At 46.3% G+C, this 19064-nt stretch carries 14 protein-coding genes and 1 riboswitch; of the genes, 6 read left to right on the forward strand and 8 right to left on the reverse strand.

The features are described from left to right. Nucleotides 1-79 precede the first annotated feature (79 nt). Nucleotides 80-550: an ATP-dependent Lon protease gene (locus QF117_RS06370; RefSeq protein ID WP_282388246.1), complete on the forward strand. Its 471-nt coding sequence runs from the start codon at nucleotides 80-82 to the stop codon at nucleotides 548-550. Between the two features lie 162 nt (nucleotides 551-712). On the opposite strand, the gene QF117_RS06375 is transcribed toward QF117_RS06370, so the two are convergent. Next, complete coding sequence (locus QF117_RS06375; protein WP_282388247.1) at nucleotides 713-3058, reverse strand: Tex family protein; 2346 nt, start codon at nucleotides 3056-3058, stop codon at nucleotides 713-715. Between the two features lie 282 nt (nucleotides 3059-3340). On the opposite strand from QF117_RS06375, the gene QF117_RS06380 reads away from it, so the two are divergent. Further along, complete coding sequence (locus QF117_RS06380) at nucleotides 3341-5248, forward strand: RimK/LysX family protein (RefSeq protein WP_282388248.1); 1908 nt, start codon at nucleotides 3341-3343, stop codon at nucleotides 5246-5248. A 263-nt stretch (nucleotides 5249-5511) separates the two neighbouring features. Here the strand turns inward: QF117_RS06380 and greB are convergent, their stop codons facing one another. Continuing rightward, a complete protein-coding gene (gene greB, locus QF117_RS06385) occupies nucleotides 5512-5991 on the reverse strand; it encodes a transcription elongation factor GreB (protein ID WP_282388249.1) in 480 nt (159 codons plus the stop codon). Nucleotides 5992-6145: 154 nt separating this feature from the next. Between greB and ompR the strand changes: the two genes are divergently transcribed. Both ompR and envZ read left to right on the forward strand, forming a co-directional pair. Continuing rightward, nucleotides 6146-6865, forward strand: coding sequence for a two-component system response regulator OmpR (gene ompR / locus QF117_RS06390; protein ID WP_017036302.1), 720 nt, complete (start codon nucleotides 6146-6148; stop codon nucleotides 6863-6865). Between the two features lie 117 nt (nucleotides 6866-6982). Continuing rightward, nucleotides 6983-8293, forward strand: coding sequence for a two-component system sensor histidine kinase EnvZ (gene envZ / locus QF117_RS06395; RefSeq protein ID WP_282388250.1), 1311 nt, complete (start codon nucleotides 6983-6985; stop codon nucleotides 8291-8293). A 405-nt stretch (nucleotides 8294-8698) separates the two neighbouring features. On the opposite strand, the gene recG is transcribed toward envZ, so the two are convergent. The 5 genes from recG to gmk form a co-directional block, all read right to left on the reverse strand. After that, nucleotides 8699-10777 (reverse strand): ATP-dependent DNA helicase RecG, encoded by a 2079-nt coding sequence (gene recG / locus QF117_RS06400; protein ID WP_282388251.1) that lies wholly within the window; start codon nucleotides 10775-10777, stop codon nucleotides 8699-8701. Between the two features lie 248 nt (nucleotides 10778-11025). Next, nucleotides 11026-11712, reverse strand: coding sequence for a tRNA (guanosine(18)-2'-O)-methyltransferase TrmH (trmH, locus tag QF117_RS06405; RefSeq protein ID WP_282388252.1), 687 nt, complete (start codon nucleotides 11710-11712; stop codon nucleotides 11026-11028). A gap of 90 nt (nucleotides 11713-11802) precedes the next feature. Then, on the reverse strand, nucleotides 11803-13923 hold the full coding sequence (gene spoT / locus QF117_RS06410) for a bifunctional GTP diphosphokinase/guanosine-3',5'-bis pyrophosphate 3'-pyrophosphohydrolase (protein ID WP_282388253.1): 2121 nt from the start codon (nucleotides 13921-13923) through the stop codon (nucleotides 11803-11805). A gap of 115 nt (nucleotides 13924-14038) precedes the next feature. Beyond that, nucleotides 14039-14311, reverse strand: coding sequence for a DNA-directed RNA polymerase subunit omega (gene rpoZ, locus QF117_RS06415; protein WP_004735648.1), 273 nt, complete (start codon nucleotides 14309-14311; stop codon nucleotides 14039-14041). A gap of 182 nt (nucleotides 14312-14493) precedes the next feature. Beyond that, nucleotides 14494-15117 (reverse strand): guanylate kinase, encoded by a 624-nt coding sequence (gene gmk, locus QF117_RS06420; protein ID WP_282388255.1) that lies wholly within the window; start codon nucleotides 15115-15117, stop codon nucleotides 14494-14496. 384 nt (nucleotides 15118-15501) lie between these two features. Continuing rightward, nucleotides 15502-15601, forward strand: a riboswitch (purine riboswitch). A 73-nt stretch (nucleotides 15602-15674) separates the two neighbouring features. Here gmk and QF117_RS06425 point away from each other — a divergent pair. After that, a complete protein-coding gene (locus QF117_RS06425; protein WP_282388256.1) occupies nucleotides 15675-17045 on the forward strand; it encodes an NCS2 family permease in 1371 nt (456 codons plus the stop codon). Between the two features lie 83 nt (nucleotides 17046-17128). On the opposite strand, the gene QF117_RS06430 is transcribed toward QF117_RS06425, so the two are convergent. Beyond that, nucleotides 17129-17995 (reverse strand): YicC/YloC family endoribonuclease, encoded by an 867-nt coding sequence (locus tag QF117_RS06430; RefSeq protein ID WP_282388257.1) that lies wholly within the window; start codon nucleotides 17993-17995, stop codon nucleotides 17129-17131. 221 nt (nucleotides 17996-18216) lie between these two features. On the opposite strand from QF117_RS06430, the gene rph reads away from it, so the two are divergent. Continuing rightward, nucleotides 18217-18945 (forward strand): ribonuclease PH, encoded by a 729-nt coding sequence (gene rph / locus QF117_RS06435; protein ID WP_282388258.1) that lies wholly within the window; start codon nucleotides 18217-18219, stop codon nucleotides 18943-18945. Nucleotides 18946-19064: the final 119 nt, after the last annotated feature.

The raw sequence follows: 19064 nt of genomic DNA on the forward strand, positions 1-19064 counted from the left end.
CCGATAAGTTTATTAACCCAATATAGCTAACAATACGAACAGCATTATCGGGTTGGGCGATGCCAAGGAGGTTTCGGCTATGATTGTGTCACCGACTAACGTTAGTGTGCCGCTTATCGCCCCATCGGTTAATGTGCAAACGGAACAAGCAGCGAGAGATAATAGAATTCGTGAGCCTGTTGTACCAACCGCAGAGCTAGTCAAGTCAAACGCAGAGCGTAAGCTAAAGGCTGACGATAAACGGCGAAGGCGATCCTCATGGGATCCGTCAGAGCATCCAGATTACGAGATGGACGCTGATGGCGAAATTGCTGAGCCGCAGACCGAAGAGCCCAAAAGTGTGTTAGAGCATCTTTTTAGGCTATTGGCTTTAGACACTTACAGCAAAAAGCAAGGCAAGGGCTATGCAATGCGGTTTCGGTTGCCTAAGCGCATTATTGATGCAGCGATAACTGAGGGACGAATGGAAAAACGGCGAACGGTAATAAAATATCATTACGGTCACGCAGTGGCTCCTAACGTACCGTCTGAGGTTATAGCGGTGTTGTAAACATCGGCACTAAGGTGTTTATCGCTATGAATAAAAATACCCACAATCATGTGGGTATTTTTTTATCTTTCGTGTGTTGACTATTCGCTGTTGGCAATTCGCTGTTCGCTTTTTCTGATGAAGCTACTGTTATTGACTTACCGTCAGTTCAGAACCGTCATTTTATTTTTTCGCTTTGGCGAAGGCTGCTGCGAATGCGCCTCCCATTGCGCCAGACGATGTGTCATTCCCCTGGTGAGAACGTTGGCTGTTGCGGTCATTACTCTTTCGATCACCATTACTGCGAGCGTTTTGTTTTTGCCCTGGTGTTCTCTGTGGACGGTTATCTTGCCCCGGCTCATCACTTAAACGCATGGACAGAGCGATACGTTTGCGCTGCTCATCCACTTCCATCACTTTTACTTTAACGATATCACCGGCTTTTACTACGTCTCTAGGGTCGGCAATAAAGCGGTCAGTCAGCGCTGAGATATGCACCAAACCATCTTGATGCACGCCAATATCGACAAACGCACCAAAATTCGCCACGTTAGAAACCACACCTTCAAGCACCATGCCGATTTCTAGGTCAGAGACTTTGGTTACGCCGTCTGCAAAGCTGGCGGTTTTAAACTCAGGGCGAGGGTCTCGACCCGGCTTATCCAGCTCTTTGATAATGTCAGTAATGGTCGGCACACCAAAGCTGTCACTGGTGTAATCCGCCGCTCGCAACTGGCCTAAAAAGTCGCTATTCCCAATCAAGGCTTTAATTGCGGTGTTATTTTTATCTGAGATCGCTTTCACCACGGGGTAGGCTTCTGGGTGAACCGCTGAGGCATCAAGAGGGTTTTTGCCGTCCATGATTCGCAAGAATCCGGCACACTGCTCAAAGGCTTTTGGCCCAAGACGAGCCACTTTTTTTAATGTGGTTCGCGCATCAAATCGACCATTGGTATCGCGATAATCAACAATGTTTTGTGCCATGGTCGTACTTAGCCCGGCAACGCGAGTCAGCAGCGCAGCTGAAGCCGTATTCACATCAACGCCAACCGCATTCACACAGTCTTCGACAACCGCATCAAGGCGCTTCGCCAGCATCGACTGGCTGACATCGTGTTGGTACTGGCCGACACCAATCGATTTTGGATCGATTTTGACCAGCTCGGCGAGTGGATCTTGTAAGCGGCGTGCGATGGAAACCGCGCCACGGAGCGACACATCCATATTCGGAAATTCATTGGCAGCGAGCTCAGAGGCAGAATAAACCGAGGCTCCCGCTTCGCTGACCGTGATTTTTTGCACTTTCAAGTTGCCGCGTTTAATGACATCGGCCACGAAGGAATCCGTTTCACGAGAAGCCGTGCCGTTACCAATGGCTATCAAGTCCACGTGGTACTTTTTAACCAGTTGTTCGACGGTATGAGCGGATTGGTCATATTGCTTTTGTGGTGGGTGCGGGTAGATGGTGTCAGTGGCGAGTACTTTACCGGTGGCATCCACAATCGCAATTTTCGAGCCGGTACGCAGGCCTGGGTCTAAGCCTAAGGTTGCTTTTGGCCCTGCGGGTGCGGCCATCAATAAATCTTTTAAGTTGGTGGCAAACACTTCAATCGCTTCAACTTCTGAGCGTTCTTTTAGCGCACCCATCAGTTCGGTTTCCATGTGCATGGATACTTTAATACGCCACGCCCAGCTGATAACTTGTTTACGCCATGCATCGGCAGGTGCACAGCTCAGGCTGATGCCATAGTGATCACTAATGATGCTTTCACAGTAAGACTGTCGGACACCTTCCTCTTGATTAGGATCGGCATTCATAGCCAGAGATAAAAACCCTTCATTACGACCACGAAGCATAGCCAGAGCACGGTGGGAAGGCACTTTGCTGAGTCGCTCATTGTGTTCAAAATAGTCTTTAAACTTCTCGCCCAGTTGCTCTTTACCCTCAACAACCCGTGACACCAGTTCGGCATTGCGGGTCAGGTATTGGCGAATCTTTTCGAGGAGATTGGCGTCTTCGGCAATGCGCTCCATGATAATAGCGCGAGCACCATCCAATGCCGCTTTGGTGTCGTTGATGCCATTATCGGGCTGGATGTATTTGGCTGCTTCGGTTTCTGGTTCCGTTTGCGGAGTTGTCCATAAGGTATCGGCAAGAGGCTCCAATCCGGCTTCAATGGCAATTTGTCCTTTGGTGCGACGCTTAGGTTTGTATGGCAAATAGAGATCTTCTAATCGGGTTTTACTCTCAGCTTGGTTGATCTCTTTTTCTAATTCAGGGGAAAGTTTTCCTTGGTCACTGATCGATTTTAGGATGGTGTCACGTCGATCATTGAGCTCTCTTAAATAGGACAATCGGCTGTCTAAATTTCGCAATTGAGTATCATCCAGCCCCCCTGTCACCTCTTTTCGATAACGCGCAATAAAAGGAACCGTATTCCCGTCATCAATTAGGGTTACAGCGGCAATAACTTGTTCTGGGCGAACGTTCAATTCGCGGGCAATAGCATGGCAGATAGCTTGGCTCATCTGAGAGTTCTCTTCTGGTCTAATTTTGATTAATGCACATGCATGGCTTGATACGCATGTCTCAGCACCGCTCGATAGTATTTCAATATTGGGGTATCTAAAGGATTTTCCAATAATTTTGCAATTAAGCTGTCAAAAAATCACAGTAATGAAGGTTTTTTGGTCTATTTTGGTTAAGGTTATGTCATAAAGATAAAGCAACTCGAACTTATCCACTTTCACGAGTTCAAAATTACCCAAGCATAAAACAACGGGTTTTTCTCAGAATTACGGAAATCAACAATGAAAAAAATGTCTTCAGTCTTAGTAATACTCAGCACTTTCTTATTTTCACTGCCGTCTTTGGCTGTTGATATTCCGTTCACGACTCAAAGCCCTGCGTATGATTTAGAAGGTAAAGTCGTCTTAGGTCGCACCGAAAATGTGTACCTGAATGATTCAGAAACCCTGGCTGGTGTGCCTTTTGTGGGGAAAATCGATACGGGTGCTGATACAACGTCCATGCACGCCGAGAATATTCATGTCTCCAGTGAGCATCCCGATTACCAAGATCTTAAAGATGATGTCTTGATGGAAACCTTAGTGAAAGAAGTCGAGAAAGATAAAATGCTCAACTATTTTGACTGGGACGGCAGTACGTTTTCACCGTTCAAAGTGACGGTTACGTTTACCGTGCACCATCCTTACACTGGTGAAGCGGTCGTTATTAGAGAGCCTTTAGAGCGCGTCAGTGTGATCCGAAGTCGCACCAGCAGCACACCGTTACTGCGCCCAACCGTCAACATCCCCATGACTATTGCCGGACATGAAGTGAAAACCGATGTGAACCTAACCGACCGAAGTAATTTCACGGCTCCTGTTTTGATCGGAAAAACATTTTTGGTTAACCATGCTTGGGTATTTGCGGGTTACGATTATCTGCAAGAGCAGCCGAATGCGAAAGTTGTGGGCAAAAAAGAGCAAGTGGCTATTAAAGGTGTTCCTTTGAATGTCAGTTTTTCGCTCGAAAATAGCCACACTATTTTGCATGCAAAAAATATCGATATCGATAAAAAACGAGATCAAGTGACGTTCGATATCTTGGGCAGCAATGGTGAACAACAAGAGATGATGTTACCACTGGTACGTATGCTCAAGATAAGTGGTCATCAGCGCCCAGTGGTTTATGTACCCGTCCAATTGGACAGCAAAACGACACAATATTGGCAGGTGTATTTGAAAGACCGCTCAGGCAGTTCTTCTCAACTTCGGGTGGGCACGAGCACCATTAGCGAATCCTTTATGATTGATACCAGTGCTGAGAACCTGCTTGGCAAAGGAGCAACAAGCTTTTTAGATATCGCAAAATCCAAACAGCCTATGGTGGTGTCTCCGCAAGAGCAGATTGTGCTCGATGGCTTTAAGCTGGATGCTGAACCTTCATTTTCTGTCAAAACACCGTTGTTGAAGGTGGTCAGTTTTGAAGTGACAGAGGAAGGCAAAGACGATTATGTGGAGTATTTCCTCACCAATGCTGATGGCGAGCAGCAAAAAGTGAAGAAGAAGATTGAAAAGAATTTACGAGTGGGAGAAACCGTCAGACCCACTGTTCTTGGGCAATTGTCTATCTCAGGTGAAGTGCGAGAGCAAGAGTATGCGATTGATGTGCTCGATAGTGATGAAAAGCAACCTTATTTTATCTTAGGGCAAAAAATGGCGAAGGATGGTGTGTTTGTTAACACCCGTGCCGATCACTTATTGCAAGCAGAGCCTCTTTTCAAAGCTGGTCATATCGAGATGGTCCAAGTCGAAGGAATGGCGTTTCCTGCGAAGCTGGACACGGGGGCCGATGTTAGCTCGATGAACGCCATAAACATCAAACAGTTCAAAAAAGATGGCCATGATATGGTGACGTTTACTTACCAAAATAGCCAAGGTGATGAGCAAGAGTTCACTAAACCTGTGATTGATGTGATGCGAATTAAAGCCAAAAAAGGTGAAAAGCCAAATATTCGCCCTGTGGTTGAAATGAACGTTAAATTAGGCAAGCTTGAGAAAACAGTCAACGTGAACCTGCAAGACCGCTCTCGGTTTGAATACAGCATGATTTTGGGTAAGAATTTTCTGAAGCATGGTGCGGTTGTGAGCAGCGATGAAAATTATTTATTAGGGAAAAGCGCTGGCGATAAAGACTCAGGTGATAAAAAGTAGTCCTCAGTGGTGCTCGCTCAGTACTCGTTTGCCTAGACGATTCGTTTCTTAGATCTGCGGTATTCTTTGAGCGATTGTTATCTTGGAGCCGTTGCTTTCTTGGAGCCGTTGCTTTCTTGGAGCCGTTGCTTTCTTGGAGCAGTTGCTTTCCAAGAGTATTTGCTTTCCAAGAGTATTTGCTTTCTTAAAGCGTCTTTTCTTGTAGTACTGACTGACTTAACCGATAGGAAAACTCCCTGCCTGAATGACCAAGCAGGGATTTTTTAGGCTTGATGATAACGAATAGAATTAATGAACCACTCTTTTTCACCGTCTGGTGTCATCACGTTAAATTCATCGTCGACTTCCTTTTTCAATAAGGCTCGCGCCATGGGTGAGTCGATAGAGACATAGTTTTTGACACCGCCATAGATTTCATCAGGCCCAACGATGCGAAAAGATTTGATTTCACCCGCATCATTTTCAATCTCAACCCAGGCGCCAAAGAAAACTTTGCCTTCTTGTTGAGCCGAGTAATCGACCACTTTTACCTGCTCTAGACGCTTTCTTAAATAGCGAACTCGGCGGTCAATTTCACGTAAACGCTTCTTGTTGTACTGATAGTCAGCGTTCTCTGAGCGGTCTCCGAGACTCGCTGCCCAGGTTACTTTTTTGGTGACTTCCGGTCTGTCTTCACGCCAAAGGAAGTCGAGCTCTTTACGCAATCGGTCATAGCCTTCACGGGTAATTAGGTTTGTTTTCATATTTTTGACGTATGATTATTGAAGATGCTTAATACATTAGCTAAAAAAGTAATAAACGTTAACAATTCTTTGCGCCACATTGCACGCAACAGTGTTACATTTCTAACTGCGACTCCTTTTTGAGTGCAAGCTTATTGATAGGTGGAATTATTACATGCAAGAAAATTTCAAAATATTAGTGGTCGATGACGATGCTCGTTTACGTGCATTACTTGAGCGATATTTATCGGAGCAAGGTTTTCAAGTCCGCAGTGTTGCCAATAGTGAGCAGATGGACCGCCTATTAACACGCGAAAATTTTCACCTTATGGTGCTGGATTTAATGCTACCTGGGGAAGACGGCCTGTCGATCTGTCGTCGTCTACGAAACGCAAACAACTCGCTACCCATCCTAATGCTGACGGCAAAGGGTGATGAAGTCGATCGTATTGTCGGTTTGGAAGTGGGTGCCGACGATTATTTACCAAAACCGTTTAACCCGCGTGAGTTACTGGCTCGCATTAAGGCGGTTCTTCGTCGTCAAACGATTGAAGCGCCGGGCGCACCAAGTTCAGAAGAATCTTTGGTTGAGTTTGGTGAATTCCGCTTAAATCTAGGAACGCGTGAAATGTTCCGCGGTGAAGAGCCGATGCCGTTAACTTCGGGTGAATTTGCGGTCCTTAAAGCGTTGGTCACTAATGCACGTGAGCCAATGTCCCGTGATAAACTCATGAACATGGCGCGTGGCCGTGAGTATTCCGCCATGGAACGTTCGATTGATGTGCAAATATCTCGCCTTCGTCGTATGTTAGAAATCGATCCAAGTAAGCCGCGTTATATTCAAACGGTATGGGGCCTTGGCTACGTTTTTGTTCCAGATGGAAAAGAAGCTTAACCCTCGTTACTCAAATCGCATTTCCTATACTCGCATTCCCTAGCTTTTAGTGCCTACCGAGGCGCGATTCTTCTAGAAGCTAGGGTGCATTGCTAGGGATCAGTAAAGGCTCTCATTATGCGCATTCGCAGCTCGTTCACTCAAACCATCGTATTATTTCTTACCTTGCTCATTGCTAGCCAAGTCTATTCTTACTACGCCGTGTTCAACTACGCCTTAATGCCGAGTTTGCAACAGTTCAATAAAATCATTGGTTTTGAAATTCGCTTGATGCTCGATGAGACGAACAGCGAACTGGCAAAATTAGAGATGGATGCCCCTTTGCGTCGCCGAGTTTTAGAGCAGCTTGGAGTGACGATTCACTCTTCTGATAGCCCCATTTCTGATGAATTTGAACGGGCCATGAGTATCGATTTAATGAGTGAAGATATGACTCAAGAATTGGATACTGAGACAGAAGTTCGAATGTTATTGGTCAATGACAGCTATGTTCTGTGGATGCAAATTGATGCTCTTCCCAATTCATTGATACGAATCCCTCTTTCAGAGTTACAAGAAGATGACTTTAAGCCTCTTTTTTATAACAGCTTGATGGTGGCATTTTTGGTCATAGCGGGGGGCTGGTTGTTCATCCGACTGCAAAACCGCCCTTTGATTGCGTTGGAAAAAGCCGCAAAAGGGGTTGGACTAGGCGATATTCCGCCACCCTTACCAGAAAAAGGTCCTTCTGAAATTCGCTCGGTAACGCGTGCTTTTAATCAGATGTCCAAAGGTATTCAAGCGCTTGAAGAGGACCGTGCCTTATTAATGGCGGGGATAAGCCATGATCTGCGCACGCCACTGACTCGGATTCGATTAGCCACCGAAATGATGCCGCCACAAGAGAGTTACCTTGCTGAAGGGATCATCAGTGACACGGAAGAGTGTAATGAAATCATTAGCCAGTTTATGGATTATTTGAAGCCCGTTGATCGACAGACTTTTAGTGCCGTTTATCTGAATGAAATAGCCAATGAGATCGCCTTGGCAGAAACCCATACCGAGATGAACGTTGAGATTGAAACCATACTGGCCGATGACGTTAAGCCCGCTATTGGCAACGCCATCGCCATTAAACGTGCGATCACCAATTTAGTGGTCAATGCGGTGCGTTATGGGAATGGTTGGGTCCGCATCAGTACCGGTGTGACGGCAGATAATAAATTGGCCTGGGTGTGCGTAGAAGATAACGGACCTGGGATTAACCCCGACCAAGTGACGAAGTTGTTTGAACCGTTTACGCGTGGGGACACCGCGAGAGGCAGTGAAGGAACGGGGCTTGGGTTGGCGATCGTGAAACGTATCATTAGCCAGCACAACGGCACAGTGGTAGTGAATAATCGCAGTGAGGGTGGGTTAAAAGCTCAGCTTAGCTTCCCAACGAAATAAGTTGGAACCAGTAGTAACCTGAAGAATAGAGCTTAGAAAGGCTGACGAGTTAATGGTCAGCCTTTTTTCTTTTTAGGGCGTGTTGACCTTTCGAGCTGATTTTTGCAGCAACTTGATGGGTATTTAGACAAGGCAGAGGCTTAGATATGTAGTTATTTTACTTGAGAAGCCTCTAACGCAGTATCAATACCCAACAAGTGCTGCCCGAAGGGTTCGGCTAAACTCGTTTTATGCTTTGTTGAGAAGTCTTTGCTTAGAATAACTAGGCATCATACTTCTCGCCGCGCCTAAAACGATTTTATCTCGAACAAAATTTAACCGCGAAAGATCAACACGCCCTAGGGTAAGGTGAAATATCGGGCGGTAAAAAGTGTCGTCAGGGCGTCGTTATGCTTATTCTTTGGTTTATGCTTTGGCGTAAATGTCTCGTTCACCCAACCAGCGTTCTATGATGGCCGCGGCATTTTGTGGGTAACGGTCATGAATATGACGTGCCATGCGTTGAACCTCTGGAATTAGGCGTTGATCTCGCACTAAATCTGCAATTTTAAAGTCAGCTACTCCGGTTTGCTTCGTACCTAACAGTTCACCAGGCCCACGAATCTCTAAATCCCGCTGGGCAATCACGAAGCCATCGTTACTTTCTCGAAGTACCCCTAAACGCTTTTGCGCTGTTTTCGATAGCGGGGCGTGGTACAGCAGCACGCAGTGGCTGGCGATTTCACCTCGACCCACTCGACCTCTAAGCTGATGCAGTTGAGCCAATCCAAGGCGCTCTGGGTTTTCAATGATCATTAAACTCGCATTAGGGACATCGACACCCACTTCAATCACCGTGGTCGCGACCAGAAGGTGCAGTTTATTGTCTTTAAAATCCTGCATTACCGCTTGTTTTTCCGCGGGTTTCATTCGGCCATGGACGAGACCGATTTTGACATCGGGCAGTGTGCGTTGAAGCTCTTCAGCAGTATCGGCGGCGGCTTGCGCTTCTAACACTTCGGACTCATCAATGAGCGTACACACCCAATAAGCCTGTTTGCCTTCAGTGAGGCAGGCGTTTCGAACGCGCTCTACAATGTCGTCTCGTTTGGTGTCTGGGATGGCCACGGTCTGAATTGGGGTTCTGCCAGGGGGGAGTTCATCAATGATCGATGTCTCTAAATCGGCATAAGCGGTCATCGCCAGAGTTCTAGGGATAGGTGTGGCCGTCATGATTAACTGATGCGGATACGCACCTTGCTTGGCCCCTTTTTCACGAAGCTCTAAGCGCTGGTGAACCCCAAATCGGTGCTGCTCATCAATAATCACCAGAGTCAGGTTGTGAAATTCAACATGTTCTTGAAAAAGGGCGTGTGTACCGACCACCATCTTTGCTTCACCAGAGGCAATGCGGGCAAGCTCGGTCTGTTTGGCCTTTCCGGTGAGTTTTCCGGCTAGCCACCCCACCGGAATGCCCATTTTCTCAAACCATTGGGTAAAGTTAATTGCATGCTGCTCGGCCAGTAGCTCGGTGGGGGCCATTAATGCCACCTGATACCCGTGTTCTATGGCTCGAACCGCTGCCAGCGCCGCCACTAGGGTTTTACCGGAACCCACATCCCCTTGCACTAAACGCATCATAGGGTGGTTTAAGGTCAGGTCATGTTCAATCTCGTTGACCACTCTTGATTGTGCATTGGTTGGGGTAAAGGGAAGCTGTTCGAGGAGCTGTTTCTTGAGCGTATCAACGGGAGGTAGCGCGATAGCATGGTCTTGTTGACCTTTACTTCGGACTGCGAGCATGGATAAATTTTGCGCCAATAATTCTTCGATGATCAGCCGAACCTGAGCTGGGTGCTTGCCTTCATCAAATTGCTCTAGATTGATACTCGGTGGCGGTCGATGAATCGTATGAAGCGCCTGAGCCAGCGTTTGTTGGTGGTCGTACAGCCCTGCTGGTAACAGTTCTTGTACGGCCGCTTTGTCGAGCAGCGCCAACGATTGATCGGTGATGTTCCTAAGTGTTAATTGTCTTAACCCATCGGTGGTGGGGTACACTGGTGTTAAGGTTTGCTCACTATCTGGGCTCTGTTCTGGCGATGAAAATTTAAAATCAGGGTGAATGATCTCAAGGCCCATTCCTCCCCGTTTTATTTCACCGTAAGCGTGAACCCATTTCCCTTCAGAAAAATTGTTTTTAATACCCGCGGTAAAGTTAAAAAAACGCAGAGTGATGGTGCCATTACCATCACTGATTTTAACGGCGAGCATTTTCCGTTTACCAAAAATGGTATCGACAGACATTACCTTGCCCTGTACCGCAGCCCATAACCCAGCATGAAGCTTTGCAATCGGGTAAACACGTGTACGGTCTTCGTAGCGATAGGGAAGGTGAAACAGCAAATCTTGAACCGTATTTAAGCCAACTTTCCCCAGCTTTTCTGAGACTTTAGCGCCAACACCAGACAGTGAAGTGAGAGGGATAGCGGAAAGAAGTTGGGACATAAAATTCGCTCATAAGGCAGCCGTCGGTGGATAAACCTAGTTAACCATTGGGCTGTGTTTTTGTACAGTCAAAAATGGAAGCAAGATGGAAAGAGAAGGCAGGAAATAGGTAATAAAGAAGCTAGGTAATAGGGTGGAAAAGAGGCCCATCTTCGGTTTCTACCCTATATTGAACTTATTTCTGTCCTATTTTAGGCTTCTTATCTGCTTCTTATCTGCTTCTTATCTGCTTCTTTTCGACTCAGCTTTTATGCTTTTTGCATCTCTTTCCACCAGGCTTCATCGGCCACGATTTGTCCTTCGTGATCCAGAGGTGGGTAAGGCAATTTTTTACGTTTCGCGACTTTCGCAAGTACCGGGTGGCCACGTTCAAATAACGTACGGTGAATCGATTCTTCGGGAATAGAGCTTTCTTCTTTATCGTACATGCCGGCCTGTTGGCGCTGGCGCTGCGCTTCGTATAAGACGATCGCGCTCGCCACAGACACATTGAGTGACTGCACCATGCCCATCATTGGAATGATGATGTCTTGATCGGCCAGCTCCAGAGCTTTTCTGGAAGCGCCCACTTTTTCATTACCAAGAATGATGGCTGTTGGTTTAGTGTAATCAATCTCGCGAAAATCAACCGCGGTATCGGATAGGTTCGTGACCAGAATCTGCATACCCTGTGCTTTGAATTCGGCGACTGCATCAACAATGTCATTGTGTGTGTCGACTTCTACCCAGTTTCGTGCACCCGCTGAGGTGTGGCTGAGTGTGCGCATCTGAGCACTTGGCCAAATCGCATGGATTTTGTGAATACCCGTCGCATCAGCAGTACGGATAATAGCCGAAACGTTATTGGGCTTATGGACTTCTTCCAAGCACAAAGTTAGGTCGGTTTGGCGTGCTTTAAGCACTTCTTGAATGCGCTGGTAACGTTCTAAATTCATCGTTTTTAGATTCTTATGATCAGAGTTTACGGTCTGAATAATATAAAAATGCGCCCATTGAGAGCGCATAGTTGTTGGGTACCTAATCGGCTAGTTTCTCTTGCGTCGCACTCGCAGCGCTTGAGGCATCACTCGAATTTTTTTCATGATACCAGCAAGATGAACCCGATCTTTTGTCGTTAGTAGCATGGTGATGGTGTATAAACGCCCATCCCGCTCTTCCGTTGAAATACCGTGAATATTCGAGCCTGTTTTTGAGATAACGTTGGTCAATTGTGCTAAAGCACCTTGGCTATTTTGCATATCAATCGTTAACTCGGTAATGAACTCTTGCTCGTAATCTTCTGTCCATTCAACGCCCATGTACTTATCCGGTTCTTTCTGATAACCACGGACATTCGGACACGTTTCACGGTGAACTACTAAGCCACGACCCGGAGAGACGTGCGCAATGATGTGATCATCTGGAATAGGGTGACAGCAATTAGCAAACGTCAGCAGGATTCCTTCAGCACCACGAATTGGCAGTTTCTTCTTAGGTTTTCCATCTTTGGTCACCACCTCGGTCAATTCATCGCTATCGCCTAGCAAGCGTCGAGCGATGACGATACTCATGAGTTCACCAAGACCAATAGCGGCCAGTAAATCTTCCAGTGTAGGGATTTTGAGGTCACTCAGCACTTGTTGAATATTGTCTTCACTGACATCGGAAATCGACTGATCACCGAGCGCATGATTCAGCAGACGACGACCCAATGTGACCGATTCTTCTCGGCGCATGGTTTTCAGTACTTGACGAATCTTAGTGCGGGCTCGAGAGGTCACCACATAGTTCAGCCAGGCTGCATTTGGGCGCGCGCCAGGTGCACTGATGATTTCGATGGTTTGCCCGTTCTTAAGCGATTTGCTCAGTGGGTATGGGTTTCTATCGACACGAGCACCGACACACATATTGCCTACATCGGTATGCACCGCGTAAGCAAAGTCGACAGCGGTTGCCCCTGCGGGCAGTTCAACGATTCGCCCTTTTGGTGTGAAGACGTAAATTTCATCTGGAAACAGATCCGATTTCACGTTTTCAATGAACTCAAAAGAGTTACCAGCACTTTGCTGAAGTTCGAGTAGGCTTTGCATCCAGCGTTGAGCTTTCACTTGCGCGGTGGTGCCTGTGCGGTCGCCATCGGTTTTATAGGACCAGTGGGCTGCGACACCTTTGTCGGCCATTTGATCCATATCGTCGGTACGAATTTGGACTTCCACCGGAACCCCGTGAGGACCGATCATAGAGGTGTGCAACGATTGATAGCCATTCGCTTTAGGCACCGCAATATAATCTTTCATGCGCCCTGGGCGAGGCTTATACAAGCTATGAACCTGACCAAGCACGCGATAACAAGTGTCAACACTGTCAATGACCACTCGGAACGCGTAAATATCCATAATGGTATGGAATCGCTGATCTTTGGTTTTCATCTTGTTGTAGATTGAATAAAGGTTCTTTTCTCGTCCGAGCACTCGAGCGTTAATCCCGACGTCTTCTAGGCGGCCTTCAATCTCACTGTGAATGCGCTGAATCATCTCTTTTCGGTTGCCACGCGCCGCCTTGACCACTTCTCGAAGGACTCGATAGCGATTAGGGTAGAGCGCTTCAAAACCCAGCTCTTCTAGCTCTGTTTTGATGTTGTGGATACCGAGGCGATGCGCCAAAGGAGAGTATATTTCAAGAGTCTCACGAGCGATGCGACGTTTTTTATCGGGGCGCAATGCACCTAATGTACGCATGTTGTGAGTACGGTCAGCAAGCTTGATTAAAATAACGCGGATGTCTTGCACCATCGCAAGGACCATCTTACGGAAGTTTTCAGCTTGAGCTTCTTTGCGATCTCGAAATTTAAGCTTATCCAGCTTAGACACACCATCAACGAGTTCTGCAACTGTATTGCCAAACTGCGCTTCTAAGTCTTCTTTTGTGACATCACAATCTTCAATGACATCGTGAAGGAGAGCAGCTTGTAGGGTTTCAATATCCAGGCGCATTTCGGCCAAGATACGAGACACAGCAACAGGGTGGATGATGTATGGTTCACCGCTTGAGCGGGTTTGCCCTTCATGGGCGTCTCTTGCTACCACATAAGATTGACGCAGAGCCTCAATTTGAGGCTCTGTTAGGTATTCTTGGGCAACGTCTTTGAGGCTATCAAATAGATACAAATTTATAGGCCCGGCAGGTTGTTTAATTGTATAAGCAACTTACTTTGCAAAGAAATTACTTGCGAACCAGTTCTTCGCGAACCAGTTCTTTACGGACAAGTTCTTTGCGGACAAGCTAGCGAGTGTGAGCGATGCTACTTACTGCTGCGAGTTCTGCTGCTTCTTGCTCTTGTTGCTCTTGGCGCTCACGTGCGTCTAGAACATCTTTAGTAATAAGCCCTTCTTCGATTTCGCGTAGAGCGATAACCGTTGGCTTATCATTCTCTTCTGGCACTAATGAATCTTTACCGCCAGTCTGCATTTGACGAGCGCGGCGTGCCGAAATAAGAACTAGGTCGAAACGATTACCTACTTTTTCAACAGCATCTTGAACAGTTACGCGTGCCATGAGGACTCCAATTAGTTAACGTAAATTTTTAATGACGAGAAAGTATACAAGCTTATATCAATACTTTCTAGCGATTAAATAGATTTGATCCTAAAGGATCTTGTGTAATAAAGGCGCTAAGAGTGAGTGTTAATTCTCAGAGCCGTTATATTCATTTCGCGTATTTTGGCTAGTCAGGTTGACTATTCAGCCAAAAGTGCGTCAAGCATGCCTTTATACTTGGCGGCTTGTTTATCTTGTCTCAATCTTTCGGCGCGGATAATGGCTTTGAAGTCCATCAGAGCGGCATCGAAGTCATCATTAATGATCACGTAGTCGTATTCATTGTAGTGAGAGATCTCTGCTTTTGCTTCTGCCATGCGTTTGGCAATCACAGCATCGCTGTCTTGACCACGAGCATTTAAGCGACGTTCAAGCTCGCCATTTGAAGGCGGTAGAATGAAAACGCTACGAGCCAGTGGCATTTTTTCGCGTATTTGACGAGCGCCTTGCCAGTCAATATCAAGAAAGACATCAATGCCTTTTTCTAAATTTTCTTCAATCCAAACCTGAGAAGTGCCGTAGTAATTACCAAATACTTCTGCGTATTCTAAAAACTGGCCTTTGCCGATCAGATCTTCAAAGTGTTCTTTCTGTACGAAATGGTAGTGAACGCCATCTTGCTCACCCGGACGCATGCCACGAGTCGTATGAGAAACCGATACTTTCATAGCATAGGTTGGATTGGTTTCTAGCATCGCCGAGATCAAGCTAGACTTTCCTGCGCCGCTAGGTGCAGATACGATATATAGAGTACCTTTGCCCATTTGTACTGTTCCACGTTTGGTTGAATGGAAGTCGAAAGTGATTCGTCTTCTATTAAAGATAGCACTGACCCAAATTATCGTCACCTAGGGGTAAATCGTTTGTCGATTTATCGAGGGAATTGGTGATTTTTTAGGCCAGAAAAATGGAGGCGAAGAGTAGCATGTTTTACCTATTCTGGACAAGAGAATGGTCGGGACAATTACATCGCTCTTGATGAGTGGGTATCAGTGAGAGATTCGGATTCGTAAAGAGCAAAGAAGGAAGAACAATGAGTGTTTCTGGCAATCGTTTGCCTATTTGTCAAATGTTTGATTTTTTAGCGTAATTTTTATGCTGCATTCATGTCGAAAATCATTGAATTATTCACCGGAGCGATTAAAATTCGCGCCAAAGTTTTATCGCACTGTATATGTTTAGTGATTTGGTCTAAACGTTTCTACTACTGAGCCTAACTCGGTTGCTACAGTCATTTTTGGTTGTGTCGTTGTAAAACGGAACCCCATATTCAGCGTGATAATCCCACCGAATTTTTAAATTAACTGAATAAGGTTCCGTTGTGAGCATCGATACTAGCATCAAGAATAGTGCGTCTGATTCTTTTCTTGAATCAACCTTCAAGATTACCGAAAGAAAATCCACCATTGGCACCGAGCTGTATGCCGGCTTTATTACTTTCTTGGCCATGAGTTACATCCTCGCGGTTAACCCAGCGATTCTAGGTGATATCCCTGGTATGGATCGCGGTGCCATCTTTACCGCGACCGCATTGGCGGCTGCGCTTGCAACGCTGATTATGGGCGTGTTTGGTAATTACCCTGTGATGCTGGCACCAGGGATGAGCATGAACGGCTTTTTTAAAGGGCTATTGTTCAGTGGCTCTGTCGCTTTGGTATGGCATGAAGCGCTGTTTGGTATTTTCTTATCGGGTGTGCTTTATCTTATTCTTTCGATGACCAGCTTGCGTAAAGCGATGATTGAGTCGATTCCTGAAGATCTTAAGCTGGCGATTACCGTTTCTCTTGGTCTATTCATCGCTTTTCTTGGCTTAAAGAACGCAGGCATCATTGTGTCGAATCCGTTTGTTCTTGTCGGTATGGGTGATATTACCAACCCGCAAGTGCTGATCGCCTTCATCAGTATCTTCATTGCACTAGGCTGTATGGTTCGTGATATTAAACTTGCGACGTTCATTTCGTTTGTTTCAGCGATCGCTTTAACCATTCTTGCTGATATTTTCTTGGGCACCAATCACGCGCCGATTCCAGATCAGTTTGTCACTATGCCACCAAGCATGGAAGGCAGTTTTGGTGCGATCTTTAACTTCTCAGGATTTACCGCAGAGAAGATGTTTGATCTGCTTTTCATCGTTATTATTTTCTTGATTGTCGATTTCTTTGATGGGCTAAGCACGATTGTGGGTGTTGGCCGTGATGCGGGTATTATCGATAAAGATGGCAAAGTACCGAATGCACGTTCAGCATTGGTTGCTGATGCCGGCGGCACCGTGATTGGTTCAGTATTAGGTACGACGTCTATTACCGCATTCTCTGAATCGGGTATTGCTTCTTCACAAGGCGCGAAAACAGGTTTGGCCGCGGTGATGGTTGCCGGCTTGTTCTTAATATCGCTATTTCTATACCCACTGTTCTCCATTTTCTCAGCCGCAATGGTGGCACCAGCGATGGTGGTGGTTGGTATCTACATGATTGGTCGCCTTGGCCAAATTAACTGGGAAAAGAAAGAGGCACGTATCGCTGCCTTCTTTACCATCATGTTTACGGTATTAAGCTTCTCACCAGCCAATGGTATGGCAATGGGCTTTATCAGCTACGCATTCACTATGGTGGTTGCCGGTAAAGGCAAGCAAGTCCACCCAGTTATCTATGCGCTGTGTGTATTGTTCATGACTTACTTGGTTCTATTATAAATTAAGCGATTAACTGCCCAGTAAGAATTAAAAAACCAGAGCAAAAAATGGCTCTGGTTTTTTTGATCTCAAAATAATTAATTCTATTCGATATTCTGGATCTGCTCACGCATCTGTTCGATGAGCACTTTTAGCTCTACGCCTGACGCGGTAATGTCTGTGCTGATAGACTTAGACGCTAGCGTGTTGGATTCACGGTTGAATTCTTGCATCATGAAGTCAAGTTTACGGCCGCAAGCGCCGCCTTTCTTCATCACCGCATTGGCTTCTTTTACGTGCGAATCTAAGCGATCCAGCTCTTCGGCCACATCGGATTTCTGAGCTAACAGAATAAGCTCCTGTTCAACGCGAGAGCCATCAAGCTCAATGTTCGCTTCTTCAAACTTTTTCAATAGACGCTCACGTTGCCATTCTAGAATCTCAGGCATACGAGCGCGTACTTTCACCACTTCTTCCGTAATCGCAGCCAAGCGTTGGTCGATCAGTGCCTTCATGTTGGCGCCTTCGCTTGCACGCGCTTCGATGAACTCTTTAATGGCTTCGTCAAATCCAACCAAAAGGTCTTTGTTGATGCTGTTCATGTCTTGCTCTGGCGTTTCCATCACACCGGGCCAGTTCATGATTTGAAACGGGTTCAAGCGGCTTTCTTCGCCAGTCAGTGACATCACCTGATTTGCAGCGCTGATGACTTGTTTGGCTAAATCTTGGTTGATGGAGAGATCGCCCTTAGCGGCAGGGTTTGCTTCAAAACGCAGATTACACTCTACTTTTCCGCGTGCTAAACGCTTACGAAAACGCTCGCGAAGTACGGGTTCTAGACCGCGAAACTGTTCTGGCATGCGGAAGTAAGTTTCTAAGTAACGCTGGTTTACTGAGCGGATTTCCCAAACAGCGGTGCCCCATTCGCCTTTCACTTCTTTACGTGCGTAAGCTGTCATACTATAAATCATCGAATTTTCCTGTCTCAATATTAGGTGAAAATTAACCGCGTAATAGTAGCAGGTTTTTCTATTTAATTTGTTCCCCCTACCGACTTTTCTTCGATCCTCTTGCCTTCCTCTTATCTCCCTCTTTCACCTCCTCTTACTACCCTTTCTTTTCCTTCTTTCATATTTCCTATATAATCTTGCCCCAATTCACTCCGTCTCATCCAAATAAAGGTATATGCCCTATGCGTCCAAACGATCGCGCAGCGGACCAAGTTCGCCCAATTAAAATTACTCGTAATTTCACCGCATATGCAGAAGGTTCTGTATTGGTTGAGTTCGGTAATACGAAAGTTTTGTGTAACGCAACGATCGAAGAAAACGTTCCTCGTTGGCTAAAAGGTCAAGGTAAAGGTTGGGTAACGGCGGAATACGGTATGTTGCCACGCGCGACTCACACTCGTACACGTCGTGAAGCGGCAAGTGGTAAGCAAGGTGGTCGTACGATGGAAATCCAACGTTTGATCGCTCGTAGCCTACGTGCTGTCGTGGATTTAAAAGCGATGGGCGAAATCATGATCACGGTCGATTGTGATGTTATTCAAGCGGATGGCGGAACACGCACTGCGGCTATCTCTGGCGCGAGCGTCGCGATGGCGGATGCATTCCAATCTCTCATTGAGAGCGGCAAACTGAAAAAGAACCCAATGAAAGGGCACGTTTCAGCGGTTTCGGTAGGCATTCTGGGCAAAGACATTTTATGCGACCTTGAATATGTCGAAGATTCAAAAGCGGACACCGACATGAATGTGGTGATGACCGAAGATGGCAAGATGATCGAAGTTCAAGGCACGGCTGAGGGCGAACCGTTCAGCCATGAAGAGCTAATGGCGCTACTGGAGTCGGCGAGCAAAGGCATTCGAGAAATTGTCGCCGCACAGAAAGCCGCTTTAGCCGATACGCAGGCGGACTAGTTATTTAAATAGCTTCTATTTTATAGAGGCTATTTTTTTGCCTTTTCATAAGAGCAGTTGAATATTCATTGCAATGAAAGAGGCGGTAAGAGAGACATTGTTTAAACCGTTATTTGAAA

Source organism: Vibrio sp. YMD68, from assembly GCF_029958905.1.
Classification (GTDB): domain Bacteria; phylum Pseudomonadota; class Gammaproteobacteria; order Enterobacterales; family Vibrionaceae; genus Vibrio.